The organism is Bradyrhizobium sp. URHC0002 (genome assembly GCF_054059515.1).
On record NZ_JBSSCF010000001.1, the window covers coordinates 6,376,095 to 6,391,792 of the forward strand.

General features: G+C 62.7%; 13 protein-coding genes. 10 read left to right on the forward strand and 3 right to left on the reverse strand.

The window, feature by feature from the left end:
- Window positions 1-31 precede the first annotated feature (31 nt).
- Window positions 32-1,906, forward strand: a complete 1,875-nt coding sequence (locus ACVWVY_RS31210) for an ABC-F family ATP-binding cassette domain-containing protein (protein WP_456629976.1) — start codon at window positions 32-34, stop codon at window positions 1,904-1,906.
- Between the two features lie 21 nt (window positions 1,907-1,927).
- Here ACVWVY_RS31210 and ACVWVY_RS31215 read toward each other — a convergent pair whose 3' ends face one another.
- The 3 genes from ACVWVY_RS31215 to ACVWVY_RS31225 all read right to left on the reverse strand — a co-directional run bounded on the left by ACVWVY_RS31215 (window position 1,928) and on the right by ACVWVY_RS31225 (window position 4,595).
- Window positions 1,928-2,452: a hypothetical protein gene (locus ACVWVY_RS31215; protein ID WP_456629977.1), complete on the reverse strand. Its 525-nt coding sequence runs from the start codon at window positions 2,450-2,452 to the stop codon at window positions 1,928-1,930.
- A 172-nt stretch (window positions 2,453-2,624) separates the two neighbouring features.
- On the reverse strand, window positions 2,625-3,077 hold the full coding sequence (locus ACVWVY_RS31220) for a DNA polymerase III subunit chi (protein WP_456629978.1): 453 nt from the start codon (window positions 3,075-3,077) through the stop codon (window positions 2,625-2,627).
- 15 nt (window positions 3,078-3,092) lie between these two features.
- Window positions 3,093-4,595, reverse strand: a complete 1,503-nt coding sequence (locus tag ACVWVY_RS31225) for a leucyl aminopeptidase (RefSeq protein ID WP_456629979.1) — start codon at window positions 4,593-4,595, stop codon at window positions 3,093-3,095.
- A gap of 347 nt (window positions 4,596-4,942) precedes the next feature.
- On the opposite strand from ACVWVY_RS31225, the gene lptF reads away from it, so the two are divergent.
- From lptF to ACVWVY_RS31270, 9 genes are all read left to right on the forward strand, one after another.
- Window positions 4,943-6,112 (forward strand): LPS export ABC transporter permease LptF, encoded by a 1,170-nt coding sequence (gene lptF, locus ACVWVY_RS31230; RefSeq protein ID WP_456629980.1) that lies wholly within the window; start codon window positions 4,943-4,945, stop codon window positions 6,110-6,112.
- Entirely contained in the window at window positions 6,109-7,206 is a 1,098-nt protein-coding gene (gene lptG / locus ACVWVY_RS31235) for an LPS export ABC transporter permease LptG (RefSeq protein WP_456629981.1), read from the forward strand. Before lptF ends, lptG begins: the two co-directional genes overlap by 4 nt.
- Window positions 7,206-9,701 (forward strand): LPS-assembly protein LptD, encoded by a 2,496-nt coding sequence (locus ACVWVY_RS31240; protein WP_456629982.1) that lies wholly within the window; start codon window positions 7,206-7,208, stop codon window positions 9,699-9,701. The genes lptG and ACVWVY_RS31240 overlap by 1 nt, the downstream gene beginning before the upstream one ends.
- Before the next feature lie 71 nt (window positions 9,702-9,772).
- Window positions 9,773-10,726: a SurA N-terminal domain-containing protein gene (locus tag ACVWVY_RS31245; RefSeq protein WP_456632351.1), complete on the forward strand. Its 954-nt coding sequence runs from the start codon at window positions 9,773-9,775 to the stop codon at window positions 10,724-10,726.
- 13 nt (window positions 10,727-10,739) lie between these two features.
- Complete coding sequence (gene pdxA / locus ACVWVY_RS31250) at window positions 10,740-11,789, forward strand: 4-hydroxythreonine-4-phosphate dehydrogenase PdxA (protein ID WP_456629983.1); 1,050 nt, start codon at window positions 10,740-10,742, stop codon at window positions 11,787-11,789.
- Window positions 11,786-12,652 (forward strand): 16S rRNA (adenine(1518)-N(6)/adenine(1519)-N(6))-dimethyltransferase RsmA, encoded by an 867-nt coding sequence (rsmA, locus tag ACVWVY_RS31255; RefSeq protein WP_456629984.1) that lies wholly within the window; start codon window positions 11,786-11,788, stop codon window positions 12,650-12,652. Before pdxA ends, rsmA begins: the two co-directional genes overlap by 4 nt.
- 29 nt (window positions 12,653-12,681) lie before the next feature.
- Window positions 12,682-13,740: an alcohol dehydrogenase gene (locus ACVWVY_RS31260; protein ID WP_456629985.1), complete on the forward strand. Its 1,059-nt coding sequence runs from the start codon at window positions 12,682-12,684 to the stop codon at window positions 13,738-13,740.
- Window positions 13,741-14,540: 800 nt separating this feature from the next.
- Entirely contained in the window at window positions 14,541-15,074 is a 534-nt protein-coding gene (locus tag ACVWVY_RS31265) for a cytochrome P460 family protein (protein WP_456629986.1), read from the forward strand.
- A gap of 374 nt (window positions 15,075-15,448) precedes the next feature.
- A complete protein-coding gene (locus ACVWVY_RS31270; RefSeq protein WP_456629987.1) occupies window positions 15,449-15,673 on the forward strand; it encodes a hypothetical protein in 225 nt (74 codons plus the stop codon).
- The last annotated feature ends 25 nt before the right edge of the window (window positions 15,674-15,698 follow it).

Sequence of the window (15,698 nt, forward strand, 5' to 3'; positions counted from 1 at the left end):
CGTTTGGCGCCGGCTCCGGTGACAAGGCCGCATGCTTTCCATCACGGATATTTCGGTCCGCATTGCCGGGCGGCTCCTGATCGACGACAGTACGGTGCAGATCGTGCCCGGTGCGCGCGTCGGCTTCGTCGGTCGCAACGGCGTCGGCAAATCGACGCTGTTTCACGCGATCCGCGGCGACCTGCCGACCGAATCGGGTGGCATCACCCTACCGCCCCGGTGGCGCATCGGCAGTCTGGCGCAGGAAGCGCCCGATGGGCCGGAAAGCCTCATCAACGTCGTGCTGAAAGCCGATCTGGAGCGCGACGCGCTGCTCAATGAAGCCGAAACCGCCGAGGATCCGCACCGGATCGCCGAGATCCAGATGCGGCTGGTCGACATCGACGCCCACTCCGCGCCGGCCCGCGCGGCAGCCATCCTGAGCGGCCTCGGATTTTCCACCGCGGACCAGGCGCGGCCGTGTTCGGAATTCTCCGGCGGCTGGCGCATGCGGGTGGCGCTGGCGGCGACGCTGTTTTCGGCGCCGGATCTGTTGCTGCTGGACGAGCCGACCAACTATCTCGACCTCGAAGGCACGCTGTGGCTGGAAGACCATCTGGCCAACTATCCGCGCACCGTGATCGTGATCAGCCACGACCGCGACCTGCTCGACACCTCGGTGGACCAGATCCTGCACCTCGATCGCGGCAAGCTGACGCTCTACAAAGGCACCTATTCCTCGTTCGAGGAACAGCGCGCCACGCGCGAAATGCTGGACGCCAAGCACGCCAAGCGCCAGGCCGACGAGCGCAAGCGGCTGCAGGCCTTTGTCGATCGCTTCAAGGCGAAGGCTTCCAAGGCCCGCCAGGCGCAGTCCCGCGTGAAAATGCTGGAGCGGATGAAGCCGGTCACCGCGCTGGTGACGCAGGATGTGCGCGAAATCACGTTCCCGACGCCGGAGAAAATGCTGTCGCCGCCGATCATCGCGGTCGACGACGTCTCGGTCGGCTACGATCCGAAAAGGCCGGTGCTCAACCGCGTGACGCTGCGGATCGACACCGAGGATCGCATCGCCCTGCTCGGCTCCAACGGCAACGGCAAGTCGACGCTGGTCAAGCTGTTGGCCAACAAGCTGCTGCCTTTCTCCGGCCGGGTCACACGGGCGGAAAAACTCTCGGTCGGCTATTTCGCGCAACATCAGGTCGACGAGCTCAACCTCGACGGCTCGCCCTACGACCACGTCCGCAGGCTGATGCCCGATGCGCCGGAAACCAAGGTGCGCGGCCGCACCGGCGCGATCGGGTTTTCCGGAAAGGCCGGCGACACCCTGGTCAAGAGCCTGTCGGGCGGCGAGAAGGCGCGGCTATTGCTCGGGCTCGCCACATTCTTCGGCCCGAACATGATCATCCTCGACGAGCCGACCAACCATCTGGACATCGACAGCCGTGCGGCGCTGGCCGAGGCGATCAACGATTTTCCCGGCGCCGTGATCATGGTCTCGCACGACCGCTACCTGATCGAAGCCTGCGCCGATCAACTGTGGGTCGTCGCCAATCAGACGGTGACGACCTACGACGGTGACCTCGACGACTACAGGCGAATGGTGTTGTCGATCGGTGACCCACGCGGCGGTTCGCGCGAACGCAACAACGAGCGTAGCAAGGAGAGCGCAAAGCCCGAGCGCGGCAAAAGCGAAAGGCGAACGCCGCTGAAGCAGCGGATCGCCGAGGCCGAGGCCGAAATCGAGCGCATCAACGGCATTATTGCCAAGATCGACACCGCGCTTGCCTTGCCGGATCTATTCACGCGCGATCCCAAGCAGGCCGCCCAGCTCAGCAAGGCGCGCGCCGGCGCCGAAAACGCGCTGCGGCAGGCAGAGGAAAATTGGCTGGAAGCCAGCTCTCAGTTTGACGAAGCGGCGGGCTAAAACCCATTATGGCCGCGAGGCTTACGCAGCCGGCTTCTTCTTCGGCTTGGCGCCTCTCGGCTGCGCCGCCGGCTCGGCCCCGCGCTCGATCGAGGTCAGGCGTCCCGCGGTGAAGGTGTAAATGCCGGCCCGCTGGCCACGCGAATAGTTGACGACCGCCACGCGGTCACCGCGCGCGTTGCTGGAGAAATTGACGTTGTCGGGTGCACCGATGCCGCGCACGACGTCGCATTCGGTATGACCGAGCGCCACCGTCCCCGTCGTCGAGGGAGGCGGGCTACCTGCCGCGCCATCTGTCAGCGCGTTTGCACCAGCGCCCGGCGTCGCCATTCCGGGACAGCCGCCGTCCGCGGCGACGAGTTCATCTGGCGTCACGGGCTTGTCCGGGCTGAGCGGAGGCGTTTCGATCGACACGTTTCGGATGAACACGCGTCCGGTGCGCGAAAACCAGTCCGCGTCCCTCGACATAAGGTCCGACGCACCCGTGCAGCCTGCAAGCGCAGGCCCGAGCAGCAACAACGTCAACAGTGGTTTTCGATCGATCATTCCGCGTCGCACACTAGACCAGGCTCCCACCCCTTACTGTAACCACTTGTCCGACCATCACTTTGCGGCACGACCATGGCTGCCCGCAAAGCTCGGCGCAGGAACCGCAGATTATCATTAATTCCCGAGAGTCGCCAATTTCCAAGCGATCGCTAAATTTTTTCAAGCATTGCTATTGCCGCCGCTGCCACCGGCCCCGCTCATCGGCCTGCCAATACGTCAGATCGAACCCGCGCGCCTTGCAATCGGTCCAAGCGCCGCGCGCCGCGGTCAGCGCCTCTGCATCGTCGCCATTGAAGACCAGCACCACCCGTTCGTAGCTGTCGCAATCGGCCGGCAACGCCGCGTTGTCGATCAGGAACCTGACATTGGCCCGGTTCGGGTTGCCTTCCTCGATTGAGAGAATGATGGGCTGGTCCTGTGCATCGCCGGCGCGCCATGTGGCGTGCGGCAGAAACGAATCGTCGCTGTAGGTCCACAAATGCGCATCGAGCGCCTCGGTGCGCTCCGGCGAGGTCGATTGCACGACCACGCGCCAGCCGCGCTCGAGCGACTTTTCCAGAAGCGGCGGCAGTACGCTTTCGAGCGACATGCCCTGCAAATGATAGAACAGGATTTCCGTCATCCGGCAGCGACCAGATTACTTCGCAGCTTCGTAATATTCCGCGACCAGCCGGTCCAGCAGGCGAACGCCGTAACCCGAACCCCAACTATGGTTGATGTCGGTTTTCGGCGCGCCCATCGCGGTCCCCGCGACGTCGAGATGCGCCCACGGCGTGTTGTCGACGAAACGCTGCAGGAACTGCGCGGCGGTGATCGAGCCGCCGTTACGGCCGCCGGTGTTCTTCATGTCGGCAAACTGCGAATCGATCTGCTTGTCGTATTCGGGGCCGAGCGGCATGCGCCAGACGCGCTCGCCGGTCTCATTTCCGATCTTGCTCAGCCGCTCGGCCAGTTCGTCGTTGTTGGAGAACATGCCGGCATATTCGGTTCCAAGCGCGACCATGATCGCGCCGGTCAGCGTGGCCAGGTCGACCATGAATTTCGGCTTGAACTTCTTGGTCACGTACCAGAGCACATCGGCCAGCACGAGCCGGCCTTCGGCGTCGGTGTTGATGATTTCGATGGTCTGCCCCGACATCGAGGTGACGATATCGCCGGGGCGCTGGGCGTTGCCATCGGGCATGTTCTCGACCAGGCCGATGGCGCCGACCGCGTTGACCTTTGCCTTACGGGCAGCCAGCGCATGCATCAGGCCGACCACGCAGGCCGCGCCGCCCATGTCGCCCTTCATGTCTTCCATGCTGGCGGCGCCCTTGATGGAAATGCCGCCAGTATCGAAGCAAACGCCTTTGCCAACGAAAGCAACGGGTTGCTCGCTCTTCTTGCCGCCGTTCCAGCGCATGATGACGGTGCGGCCCGGCTGCGTCGAGCCCTGTGCGACGCCGAGCAATGCGCCCATGCCGAGTTTCTGCATCGCCTTGACGTCGAGCACCTCGATTTCGACGCCGAGCTTCTTGAGCTGGCTGGCGCGGCGCGCGAATTCCACCGGGTACAGCACATTCGGCGGCTCGTTGACGAGTTCGCGCGCGATCACCACGCCATCCACGACATGGGATGCCGGCGCGAAGGCCTTGCGCGCGGCGGCTACATCCTCGACAGCGATCGAAACGTCGGCGCGAAGCGCGTCGTTCTCGCCGTCTTTCTTCTTGGTCTTGTAGCGGTCGAATTTGTACGCCCGCAGCCGGATGCCCGACGCGATCGCGGCGGCGGAATCGCCCTGCATCGCCCCTTCAGGCAGCTCCGCGATCACGGTGACCGCCGCGCTGGCGGCGTTGAGCTTGCCCGCCGTCACCCCGCCGAACTTGAGAAAATCCTTCTCCTTGATATCGGCCGCCTTGCCGACACCGACCACGATTAGGCGCTCCGCCTTGATTCCCTCCGGCGCCGGGATATCGAGCGTCGATCCGCTCTTGCCCTTGAACTGGTTAGCCGCCGCCGCCCGCTTGACGGTATCGGCCGCCTTCCCCAGCGCCTTCCGCGTCGTCTCGCCGAACTTCAATGCGTCATCGCAAAACACCACGAGAACGCCACGGGGCGCGGCGGAAAAGGCGACAAAGCCGACCTTGACGGCGTCGGACATAGGAAATCCTCCAGAATTCAGGGCTGTCTTGCGGTCCGGAATCGGGCCGCATTATGGAATGTTCTCTTCGGTAACGGCCCAAATCGCTCGGGACCTGATGTTTTCGGCACTATGGCCTGTCACCCGCGCCGCTGCCAAGCGCCGCAGTGGCCGGAAGGCCACAAGAAGTGAATTATTAACCATATCGGCCCGACGCCACGGCCCGGCCATTTTGTTGACGGATCAAAGGGATGGTAGTGTGGTGTAGACGACCGGTGATAGGCGGTTCGACCAATGGGGAACCCTGTAAAAGGGGTTTGGTCGGAAGCAGCCTTTGGGGCGCGTAGGGGCGGGATCGTACGGTAACGATGGGGTCGATCGACAGGTACATTTTCCGCACGACGCTCGCGTCGTTTGCGCTGGTCCTGGTCAGCCTCACCGGCGTGATCTGGATTACGCAGGCGTTGCGCGGCATCGATCTGATGACCAGCCAGGGCCAGACCATCATCACCTTTCTCGGCATCACCAGCCTGGTGATTCCGGCGCTGGTGCTGGTCATCGCGCCGATCGCGCTGATGATCGCGATCTCGCATACGCTGAACAAGCTCGCCACCGATTCCGAAATCATCGTGATGAACGCCGCGGGCTTTTCCCCGTACCGGCTGTTCCGCCCGTTTTTCTTCGCCACCTGCGTGGTGGCGCTCCTGGTCATCTTCATTGCGGCCTTTCTCGCTCCCGACGGCCTGCGCCGGATCAAGCAATGGGACGCCGAGATCACGGCCGACGTGCTGACCAACATCCTGCAGCCCGGACGTTTCGCCCAGCTCGACCAGAACCTGACGATCAGGATTCGGGAACGGCAACCGGGCGGCGTTCTCGCCGGCATCTTCGTCGATGACCGCCGCGATCCCAAGGAGCGCGTCACCATCATCGCCGACCATGGCACGGTGCTGAAGAACGAGAGCGGCTCCTATTTAGTGCTGGAGGACGGCAACCTCGAACGTTTCGAGGCGGGAAAGCGCGATCCGGCGCTGGTGGCTTTCGCCCGCTATGCCTTCGACATGTCGAAATTCTCCAATCGCGGCCGCGACGTCGCACTGGGAATTCGCGAACGCTATCTCTGGGAGCTGGTTTCGCCCTCGGAAGACGATGCGGTTTTCAAGCAATTGTCCGGGCAGTTTCGCGCCGAGTTGCATGACCGCTTCCTGGCGCCGGTTTATCCGTTCGCGTTCGCAGTCCTGACCTTTGCCTTCCTCGGTACGCCGCGCACCACGCGCCAGAGCCGCAATTTTTCCATTGGCGGATCGATCCTGGCGGTGTTCGGCCTGCGCATGGCGGGATTCGCCTGCTCGGTCATGACGGTGAAGTCGCCGGGCATGGCTATCGTCCAGTATTTGATGCTGTTCGGTTCGATCGGTCTCGGGCTGTGGATGATCGTCGGCGGCATCGTGGTGGAGCCGCCGGCTATGCTGATGGAGGCCATCAACAGGTCGAACGCGCGGCTGGCGCGGCTGTTTGGACGGCCGGTCACAGCATGAGCATGATAACCAACACGCTCGGGAGATACTTTGCGGGCCGCTTCCTGGTCGCGGCGGTGGGCGTGTTTGCGAGCATTTTCGTGCTGCTCGTGCTGGTCGATTACATCGAAATGGTCCGCAAGACCTCCGGGCTGGTGTCGGCCTCCGCGATTACAGTGGCTCAGACATCGCTTTACCGGGTGCCGCAACTGCTCGAAAAGCTGATGCCATTCTGCGTCCTGATCGGCGCGATGACCTGCTATCTGGCACTGTCGCGGCGGCTCGAACTGGTGGTCGCACGTGCGGCCGGCGTATCCGCCTGGCAGTTCATCTCGCCGGCGCTGGCAAGTTCGATCATCCTCGGCATCGTGGCGACCGTTGCCTACAACCCGATGTCGGCGAACTTACGCGAACTCTCCAAACGAATGGAGGCCGAACTGTTCGGCTCGGCCCCCGGCGGCGGCATCCAGGATGCATCCGGTTTCTGGCTCAACCAGATCAACAGCGACGGCCAGTCGATCATCAATGCGGCGCGCAGCGAACAGCAGGGCGTCCGGCTGACGGGACTGACCGTGTTCCGGTTCGACTCTGATCTCCAGTTCAAGGAGCGAATCGAAGCCCGCGAAGCCACCCTCGAGGAAGGCCGCTGGGCCTTCAAATCGGTACGCAGGTACTCCCTGGATAAACCTCCGGTTGATCAGGACAACTATTACCTCACGACCACCCTCACCCCGGCCCAGGTTCGCAACAGTTTCTCCACCCCCGAAACCGTGTCCTTTTGGCAACTTCCCGGCTATATCCGCTCTTCCGAAAGCTCGGGCTTCGCGACCGCAGGCTACCGTTTGCAGTACCATAAGCTCATCGCACAGCCGTTTTTGCTGGCTGCAATGGTGATGTTGGCGGCTTCCGTGAGCCTTCGCTTCTTCCGGATGGGCGGCGTGCAAAAGATGGTTTTGAGTGGCGTGGGCGCGGGCTTTCTGCTCTACGTTTTATCGAAAGTTACTGAGGATTTGAGCAAGGCTGAGTTGATGCATCCGATCGCTGCGGCGTGGTTGCCCGTCTGTGTGGGTGGCCTCACCGGCTTTTTGGCCTTGCTGTACCAGGAGGACGGGTAGTGGCCGTTGTCGCCGCCCGCCAGTTGAGGTCGCCTGCGTTCAGGCGGCGCACCGATGTGCGCCGCTCCCGAACGCGCTTGGCCGCCTTTGGCGTTTCTATGTTTGCGCTGCTCGCCGGATTCGTTTTGGCGGGCGCGATTGAGTTTGCCCTGACGGTTCCGGCCTCGGCGCAAAGCTTCACCTACAATCCACGGCCACCCAAGCCGCCGCCGCGCCCCGTCACCAATGACGGCAAGATGACCGTGCAAGCGGTCGAGGTGGACTACGACTACAACAACCAGCGCGTGTCGGCGGTCGGCAACGTGCAGATGTTCTACAACGGCACCAGCGTGGAGGCCGACAAGGTCATCTTTGATCAGAAGACTAAGCGGCTGCATGCGGAAGGCAACATCCGCCTTACCGATGCGGAAGGCAAAATCACCTACGCCAACATCATGGACCTGAGCGACGACTACCGTGACGGGTTCGTCGATTCGCTGCGCGTCGATACCGCGGACGCCACGCGGATGGCGGCGACGCGCGCCGATCGCTCGGCCGGCAATTACACCGTGTTCGAGAACGGCGTGTACACCGCCTGCGCGCCCTGTAAGGACAATCCGAAGAAGCCGCCGCTGTGGCAGGTCAAGGGTGCGCGTATCATCCACGACCAGACCGACAAGATGCTGTACTTCGAAAACGCGCAGCTCGAGTTCTTCGGCGTGCCGATGGCGTACCTGCCGTATTTTTCGACGCCCGATCCGACCGTCAAGCGCAAGACCGGCTTCCTGATGCCGTCCTACACGACGGTCACAGGCTACGGCTACGGCGTGGAAACCCCGTTCTACTGGGCGATCGCACCGGACTATGACGCGACCTTCAATCCGCGTTTCACCACGCGGCAGGGCGTGCTGTTGCAGGGTGAATTCCGCCAGCGCCTGATCAACGGCTCCTACCAGATCCGCGCCTACGGCATCGATCAGCTCGACCAGGGCGCCTACGCCGGTCAGCCCGGCGACCGCCAGTTCCGCGGCGGCGTCGACACCAAAGGCCAGTTCGCGCTCAACGACAAATGGGTTTGGGGCTGGGACGGCGTCCTGCTGTCGGACTACTACTTCTTCTCGGACTACCGGCTGGCCCAGTACAAGGACCCGCTCGGCTCGTTCCTGAGCCTTCCGACGGAAGCGATCTCGCAGCTTTATCTGACCGGCGTCGGCAGCCGCAGCTACTTCGACGCGCGCACGATCTATTACCTCTCCTTCTCCGGCAACCAGAATCAGGTTCCGGTGGTCTATCCAGTGATCGACTACAACAACGTGATCAACCGCCCGATCTTTGGCGGCGAAGTCAGCTACAGGACCAACTTCACCAACCTCTCGCGTGATACGGCGGCCTTCGACCCGATCACGACATTGGCCAACACCGCCAGCCTGTGCACAACGACATCAGCCGATCCACTGGCGCGGACGCCGTCGCAATGCCTGTTGCGCGGCTTCCCCGGCACTTACACGCGCCTGACGGCCGAAGCGCAATGGCGGAAGTCGTACACCGATCCGTTCGGTCAAATCTGGACGCCGTTTGCGATTATGCGCGTCGACGCCATCAATTCCTCGGTTTCGAACCAGCCGGGTGTTTCGAATTTCCTTCCCGTCGGCGACACCCAGGCGCTGCGTCCGATGCCGGCCGTCGGCCTCGAATATCGCTATCCCTTCATCAACGTTCAGCCCTGGGGCACCACCACGATCGAGCCGATCGCGCAGATCATCGCCCGTCCCAACGAGACCTACGCCGGCAAGCTGCCCAACGAAGACGCGCAGAGCATGGTGTTCGACGCCAGCAACCTGTTCGCGGTTGACAAGTTCTCGGGCTACGACCGCGTCGAAGGCGGCGGACGCGCCAATGTCGGCGTCCAGGCGACCACGCAGTTCGATCGTGGCGGCAGCATCAATGTGCTGGTCGGACAATCCTACCAGTTGTACGGCCTGAATTCGTATGCGGTGAAGGATGCGACTAACACCGGGCTCAATTCCGGCCTGGAGAACACCCGGTCTGACTACGTCGCCCGCGTCAATTATTCCCCGAACCGGACCTATACGTTCAGCGTGCGCTCGCGCATCGATGAGGCGACGCTGAACGTCAATCGCTTCGAAGCCGAAGGACGCGCTGCGTTCGACCGCTGGTCGGTGAGCATGATGTACGGCAACTATGCCGCACAGCCAGAGCTCGGATACCTGACCCGGCGTGAAGGCCTGCTCGGCAGCGCCTCGATCAAGCTTGCGTCGAACTGGGTGGTGTCGGGAGCGGCGCGGTGGGATCTTGAAGCCAACAAGCTGAACCAGTACATCGTCGGCGCCGGCTATGTGGATGACTGCTTCGTGCTGGCGGCCAATTACGTCACGTCGTACAGCTACTCCGCCGGCACGACGCCGCCGGTGCTCAGCCACGCGTTCATGCTGCAGATCGGCCTGCGAACCCTCGCGAATTCATCCTCGACGGCCGGCAGCGGCGGCATTCAGTAGCGTGAGGCCGACCGTGCCCGAGAGTACCCAGCGCAACGCGGTACGAATTGGTTGATACTGCTGACATGACCATGACCACCATCAAGCTCCCTTCTCGCCGACCTTGGTCCCATGTTTGGCCCCTTGCCGCTTGCTGCGCCGTCGCGCTTGCCGTGCTGGCCGGCGGGGTGTCGCCGTTGCTGGCGCAGTCGATTGCCTGCATGGTCAACGGCGAACCCATCACCAGTCTCGATATCGAGCAGCGTACTAAGCTCAATTTCCTGACCACGCGGAAGCAGATGTCGCGACAAGAAGTGGTCGACGAGCTGACCAATGAAAAGGTGAAGATCAAGGAGGCCAAGAGATTCGGCGTCGATCCTACCGCTAGCGATGTCGATCAAGCCTATTCGGGAATGAGCCAACGCATGCGGCTGTCGCCCGAGCAGCTGACCAAATCCCTGGAGAGCCAGGGTATCCGGCCGGATACGCTGAAGTCTCGCCTCAAGGCCGAGATGGTCTGGGGCAGTCTGGTGCGCGGCCGCTTCAAGGAGAGCCTCCAGGTCGGCGAGAAGGACGTTGCCGCCGCCGCCCAGGAAAGCGGCGAACCGACCCAGACCGAGGCGTTCGAATACAAGCTGCAGCCGATCGTGCTGATCGTGCCGCGCGGCTCGGCGCCGGCGGCGGTCGATTTGCGGCGCAAGGAAGCGGAAACCGTGCGCGAGCGCGTCCAGACCTGCGAGCAGGCCAATTCCTACTTCAAGTCGATGCAGAATGCTGCGATCCGCGAGACCGTCACCAAGACCTCGGCCGACATTCCCGGCCCGTTGCGTGAGCTGCTGGACAAGACGCCGGTCGGCCATCTGACCCCGCCCGAGATCACCAAACAGGGCGTCGAGATGGTGGCATTGTGCGACCGCAAACCGACCAAGATCGACACGCCGAAGAAGCGGGAAATCCGCGAAAAGATGTTCACCCAGAAATACGAGGCGAAACAGAAATCCTATCTGAACGACCTCCGCAAAGCCGCGATGATCGAATGTCGTTGATGGCCAAGCTCTGATGGCCAAGCCTCCAAATACCAATGTTCTGAATACTGAGGTTCTGAAGACCAAGGCTCTCGCGCTGACATCCGGCGAGCCCGCGGGCATCGGCCCCGACATTGCCCTCGCAGCCTGGCTGCGGCGCAAAGAGCTGGATCTTCCGCCGTTCTATCTGCTCGGCGACCGCGCGTTCTTTGCGGAGCGAGCGAAAATCCTGGGATTGCAGGTCGAGCTTGCCGATGCCGTCCCTGAGGAAGCGGGCGCAGCATTCGCGAAAGCGTTGCCCGTGGTGGCGACGGGCGAAATCGCCACCGCGCGGCCCGGACAGCCCGACGACACCAGCGCGACCGCCGCGCTGGCCTCCATTCGCCAGGCCGTCGACCATGTCAGGCGCGGCAGAGCCGGCGCCGTCGTCACCAACCCGATCGCCAAGAGCGTGCTGTACCGCGCGGGATTCCGCCATCCCGGCCACACCGAATTTCTCGCCGAGCTCGCCGCCAATGGCGGCCGCGCGCCGCAGCCGGTGATGATGCTGTGGTCGCCGGCGCTCGCCGTCGTTCCCGTCACCATCCACCTTTCGCTGCGCGAGGCACTGACCCAGCTCACGAGCGAGCTGATCGTGACCACCGCCCGGATTGCGGTCGCGGATCTCCGGGCGCATTTCGGCCTGGCCCGGCCGCGGCTTGCGATATCGGGCCTCAACCCGCATGCCGGCGAAGACGGCTCGCTCGGCAGCGAAGACATCGACATCGTCGCACCCGCCATTGAGGCGCTGTGCGCGGAAGGCATCGACGCCAGGGGCCCCTTGCCTGCGGATACCATGTTCCACGCAGCGGCCCGCAAGACCTACGACTGCGCCATCTGCATGTATCACGACCAGGCGCTGATCCCGATCAAGACGATCGCGTTCGAGGACGCCGTCAACGTCACGCTGGGATTGCCGTTCATCCGCACCTCGCCGGATCACGGCACGGCCTTCGACATTGCCGGCACCGGCAGGGCCAATCCGTCGAGTCTCGCCGCAGCCCTGCGGCTCGCCGCACGGATGGCGACGACCAAACCTTCATGAGCGCGATCGACGATCTGCCGCCGCTGCGCGACGTCATTCGCGAACATTCCCTGTCGGCGCGCAAATCCCTCGGCCAGAATTTCCTGCTCGACCTCAACCTCACCGCGCGGATCGCGCGCGCCGCGGGTCCGCTCGAAGGCGCCACCATCATCGAAATCGGCCCCGGCCCCGGCGGTCTGACGCGCGCGTTGCTGGCGCTGGGCGCGAAGCGCGTCATCGCCGTCGAGCGCGACGAGCGCGCGCTGGCGCCGCTCGACTACATCGCAAAACGTTATCCCGGCCGGCTCGAGATCGTGCACGCCGACGCGCAGCGTTTTGACCCCCGCCCGATGCTCGGCGGCGAGCGCGCAAAAATCGTCGCCAACCTGCCCTACAACATCGCGACCGCGCTTTTGGTGGACTGGCTTTCGATCGAGCCATGGCCGCCCTGGTACGACATGATGGTGCTGATGTTTCAGCGCGAGGTCGCCGAGCGCATCGTCGCGCAGGAGAATGACGAGGCCTATGGCCGGCTCGCGGTGCTCGCCAACTGGCGCGCCGAGACCAAAATCCTGTTCGATATTTCCCCCGCCGCCTTCGTGCCGCAGCCCAAGGTGACCTCCTCGGTGGTGCGGCTGGTGCCGCGCAGCACGCCTGCGCCATGCGACCGCCGCGCCCTCGAACAGGTGGCCGCCGCGGCCTTCGGCCAGCGCCGGAAAATGCTGCGGCAGAGCCTCAAATCGCTGTCGGTCGATCCGGCGCGGCTGGCGGCAGCCGCGGAGGTCGATGCGACCCGGCGGGCGGAGACCATTCCGATCTCGGGCTTTGTTGCCATGGCCCGTGAATTGACCGATATACGAAACACAAGAACTCAAACGTCCTGAAGAAACGTCTGCTCAAGGGAGATATTGCCATGGCGCTGATGCGTCGCCAGTCGCTGGTCAAGTTCGATGCGCCGTTGTGCGAAACCATCGTCGACACGCCGAAGCCGCAAGGCCGCGAAGTCCTCGTCCGCATCGAGCGCTGCGGGCTGTGCCATTCCGACCTCCACATCCAGGACGGCTATGCTGATTTGGGCGGCGGCAAGCGGCTCGACACCACGCGCGGCATGACGCTGCCGTTCACGCTCGGCCACGAGATCGCCGGCGTCGTCGATGAGGTCGGTCCCGATGCCTCGAAGGAGCTGATCGGAAAGAAGCAGGCGGTATTCCCCTGGATCGGCTGCGGCCAGTGCCGCGACTGCGCCAACGGCGACGAGAACCTCTGCGTCAAGCAGCGCTTCCTCGGCGTGTCCATCGACGGCGGCTTTGCCACCCACGTGCTGGTGCCCGACGCAAAGTACCTGCTGGATTACGATCCGCTACCGGTCAATCAGGCGGCAACCCTGATGTGCTCGGGCGTCACCGCCTATGGCGCGCTGAAGCGGCTGGTCGACCGCCCGCGCCAGCGCAATCTGCTGCTGATCGGCCTCGGCGGCGTCGGCATGATGGGGCTTTCGTTCGCGCAGGCGATGTTCACGCAGAAGATCGCCGTCGCCGATCTCAGCCCCGCCGCGCGCGAGAGCGCACTGCAGAACGGCGCCGCGGTCGCCTACGATCCCGCCGAGCCTGAAGTCGTCAGGCGCATGATCAAGGAGACCGAAGGTGGCTTCGACGAGATCGTCGATTTTGCCGGCAACGAGAAATCGATGGCCTTTGCGGTGTCGGTGGTGGCGCGCGGCGGCAAGATCGTGGTCTCCGGCCTGATGGGCGGCAATTTCAGCCTGCCGATGGTGCAATGGGTCTACAAGCGCATGACCATCGAAGGCTTCATGGTCGGCACGCTCGCCGAAGCCAAGGAATTGATGGCGCTCGCCCGCGCCGGCAAGATCAAGCCGACGCCGATGAAGGAAGAGCCGATGGCCGACGTCCAGAAATGGATCGACGAGCTACGGGCCGGGAAAGTCGTCGGGCGGATCGTGCTGAAGAACTGAGGCAGCCGCGCTCACATCATCGCGACGGCAATCGTACCGCGCCTTTACCTGCCGGCGTGGATGATGGCGGCTGTGTGGCAGGGCAAGGTGAAATTCCCTGTCCTGCTCATGACAGATACAACAAGCTTGCCACTTGATAGAGCGCAAAGGCCAACTGACCTATCATGATGACAAGCGCAATGGCGAAGAGATAGATGCCGTAATACATCGCGCGTCACCCAAAAATTCGAAGAAGGCTTACGCGGAAGCAATACTCGTTACTTGCAATGATGATTCGCTAACATGATTCAGCTCTCAATCGGCGTCAATTAGATTTTGGCTTTCTTTTGTCTGATTGAGAATGGTGAATCCTTTTTGCCACGCCTAAGTGAAGCGGTTCACATATCGCTTTGCAGAAATGGCGTCTCGCCAGCGCTTAGGTAGCGGAGTTCCCGCCTGGGAGCGGTCGAGCCACCGATGCCGTCCAAGTCACGCAGACAGTATCTTGAAGCCCCACCATACAACAGCAATGGCAGCGACGATGCAGGCAGCCGTCAGGGCGCGCTCCAGGACATGGATCTTCATTGTTTCCATCCCGTTTTCTTCACTACCCCGCGCGGAAGGTATGTGATTCCACAACATGTCGGCAACTTCGGGTTTGCCGAAAGAACGGGCATTGAAGCTCACCCCGCGCCGCGACGATGTCAGGACGAAGCGGGACGGCTGATCCCCGCAAAGTGCATAACCCCCGGCATGGCCAAATGGCTAAGATGGAACCCCGAAGTGGCCAAAGATGAAACAGGCACCAAAAGGGATCACCCATGAAGCGCAACAGCAAACTCAGGATTGCGATAACCGCGGCAGGGCTTGTCGTCGTGGGCGGCGCGGCCGTTTACGCGCAGGACAAGTACTCGCTGAATTCGCCAAGCGGAATCGCGTTCTCTGATTTCAAGGGATACGAGGACTGGGCGGTGGTCTCTTCCGCCCGGACCGATGAAGTGCTCAAGGTGATCGTGGCCAATCCGACCATGATCGAGGCGTACAAGGCCGGCGTACCAAACAACGGCCAGCCTTTCCCGGATGGCTCCAAGATCGCAAAACTTCAGTGGAAGCCGAAGAAGAGCACGGAGGCCCCATTCGCCGTAGACGTGCCAGACGTCTTCACGCAGGCCTTCGTCATCGAAAAGGACAGCAAGAGATTTCCGCAAAGCGGCGGATGGGGATACGCCCTGTTCAACTACGAAGCCGCATCCGACAATTTCACGGCCGATCCCAGCCCCTCCGACTGCGGACACGCGTGCCATGTGGCGGTGAAGGCAAAGGACCACATCTTCCACCCGTACCAGAAGCGTTGAATGGCGCTCGCCCGCGCCGTGCTGAAGAACTGAGGCGGTGCAGGCGCGCATCCGTTGCCATGAATTGCGGCGACAGCGACGCTGTTGCGTCTTCGGAGGCATCATCGGCGAGCGCACCTTCACCGTAATTCCACGGAATGCGGGCGATCGCTTGACGGTGCTGAACGGTTTTTCGAATCGAGAACGATCTTCATGGACAGCGTGCTGCAACAGAGCGCACCGCGCAGATGCACCGTCAATGTGCGCTATGGTGCGGTCGCGATACCGAAACGCAACAGGCGGCTGCAATCAGATATCGCAAGCAGAGTTGTAATGAAGGAACCAACCAGACTCAGGTTAGATTCCAGGAAGTTGGAATTTGGCAGGGGGCTCGAATGCCATACTTCAATTTTGATCTCGTCATCGGCGCGGAGTTCCAAAGCCAGGGCGGCATGATCCTCGAAACCACAGATTACGCGATCGATAAAGCCGATAGCCTCGTGAACGAACTTTGCATCGTTCGTCCCGAGCTATGTTCGAGAGGATGTGCCGTGCGGGTTACCGACGGAGACAGTAACGAGCTCTACCGGGCTCCGGTCGAGCCTGTCGGTCACGGATGAAATCGTTCCGCCGAGTGCGATGAGC

What these genes read in the sequence shown, in the direction of transcription:
- ACVWVY_RS31210 (WP_456629976.1), top strand. Translation starts at nt 32, where the DNA reads ATGCTTTCCATCACGGATATTTCGGTCCGCATTGCCGGGCGGCTCCTG.
- ACVWVY_RS31215 (WP_456629977.1), bottom strand. Translation starts at nt 2,452, where the DNA reads ATGATCGATCGAAAACCACTGTTGACGTTGTTGCTGCTCGGGCCTGCG.
- ACVWVY_RS31220 (WP_456629978.1), bottom strand. Translation starts at nt 3,077, where the DNA reads ATGACGGAAATCCTGTTCTATCATTTGCAGGGCATGTCGCTCGAAAGC.
- ACVWVY_RS31225 (WP_456629979.1), bottom strand. Translation starts at nt 4,595, where the DNA reads ATGTCCGACGCCGTCAAGGTCGGCTTTGTCGCCTTTTCCGCCGCGCCC.
- lptF (WP_456629980.1), top strand. Translation starts at nt 4,943, where the DNA reads ATGGGGTCGATCGACAGGTACATTTTCCGCACGACGCTCGCGTCGTTT.
- lptG (WP_456629981.1), top strand. Translation starts at nt 6,109, where the DNA reads ATGAGCATGATAACCAACACGCTCGGGAGATACTTTGCGGGCCGCTTC.
- ACVWVY_RS31245 (WP_456632351.1), top strand. Translation starts at nt 9,773, where the DNA reads ATGACCACCATCAAGCTCCCTTCTCGCCGACCTTGGTCCCATGTTTGG.
- pdxA (WP_456629983.1), top strand. Translation starts at nt 10,740, where the DNA reads ATGGCCAAGCCTCCAAATACCAATGTTCTGAATACTGAGGTTCTGAAG.
- rsmA (WP_456629984.1), top strand. Translation starts at nt 11,786, where the DNA reads ATGAGCGCGATCGACGATCTGCCGCCGCTGCGCGACGTCATTCGCGAA.
- ACVWVY_RS31260 (WP_456629985.1), top strand. Translation starts at nt 12,682, where the DNA reads ATGGCGCTGATGCGTCGCCAGTCGCTGGTCAAGTTCGATGCGCCGTTG.
- ACVWVY_RS31265 (WP_456629986.1), top strand. Translation starts at nt 14,541, where the DNA reads ATGAAGCGCAACAGCAAACTCAGGATTGCGATAACCGCGGCAGGGCTT.
- ACVWVY_RS31270 (WP_456629987.1), top strand. Translation starts at nt 15,449, where the DNA reads ATGCCATACTTCAATTTTGATCTCGTCATCGGCGCGGAGTTCCAAAGC.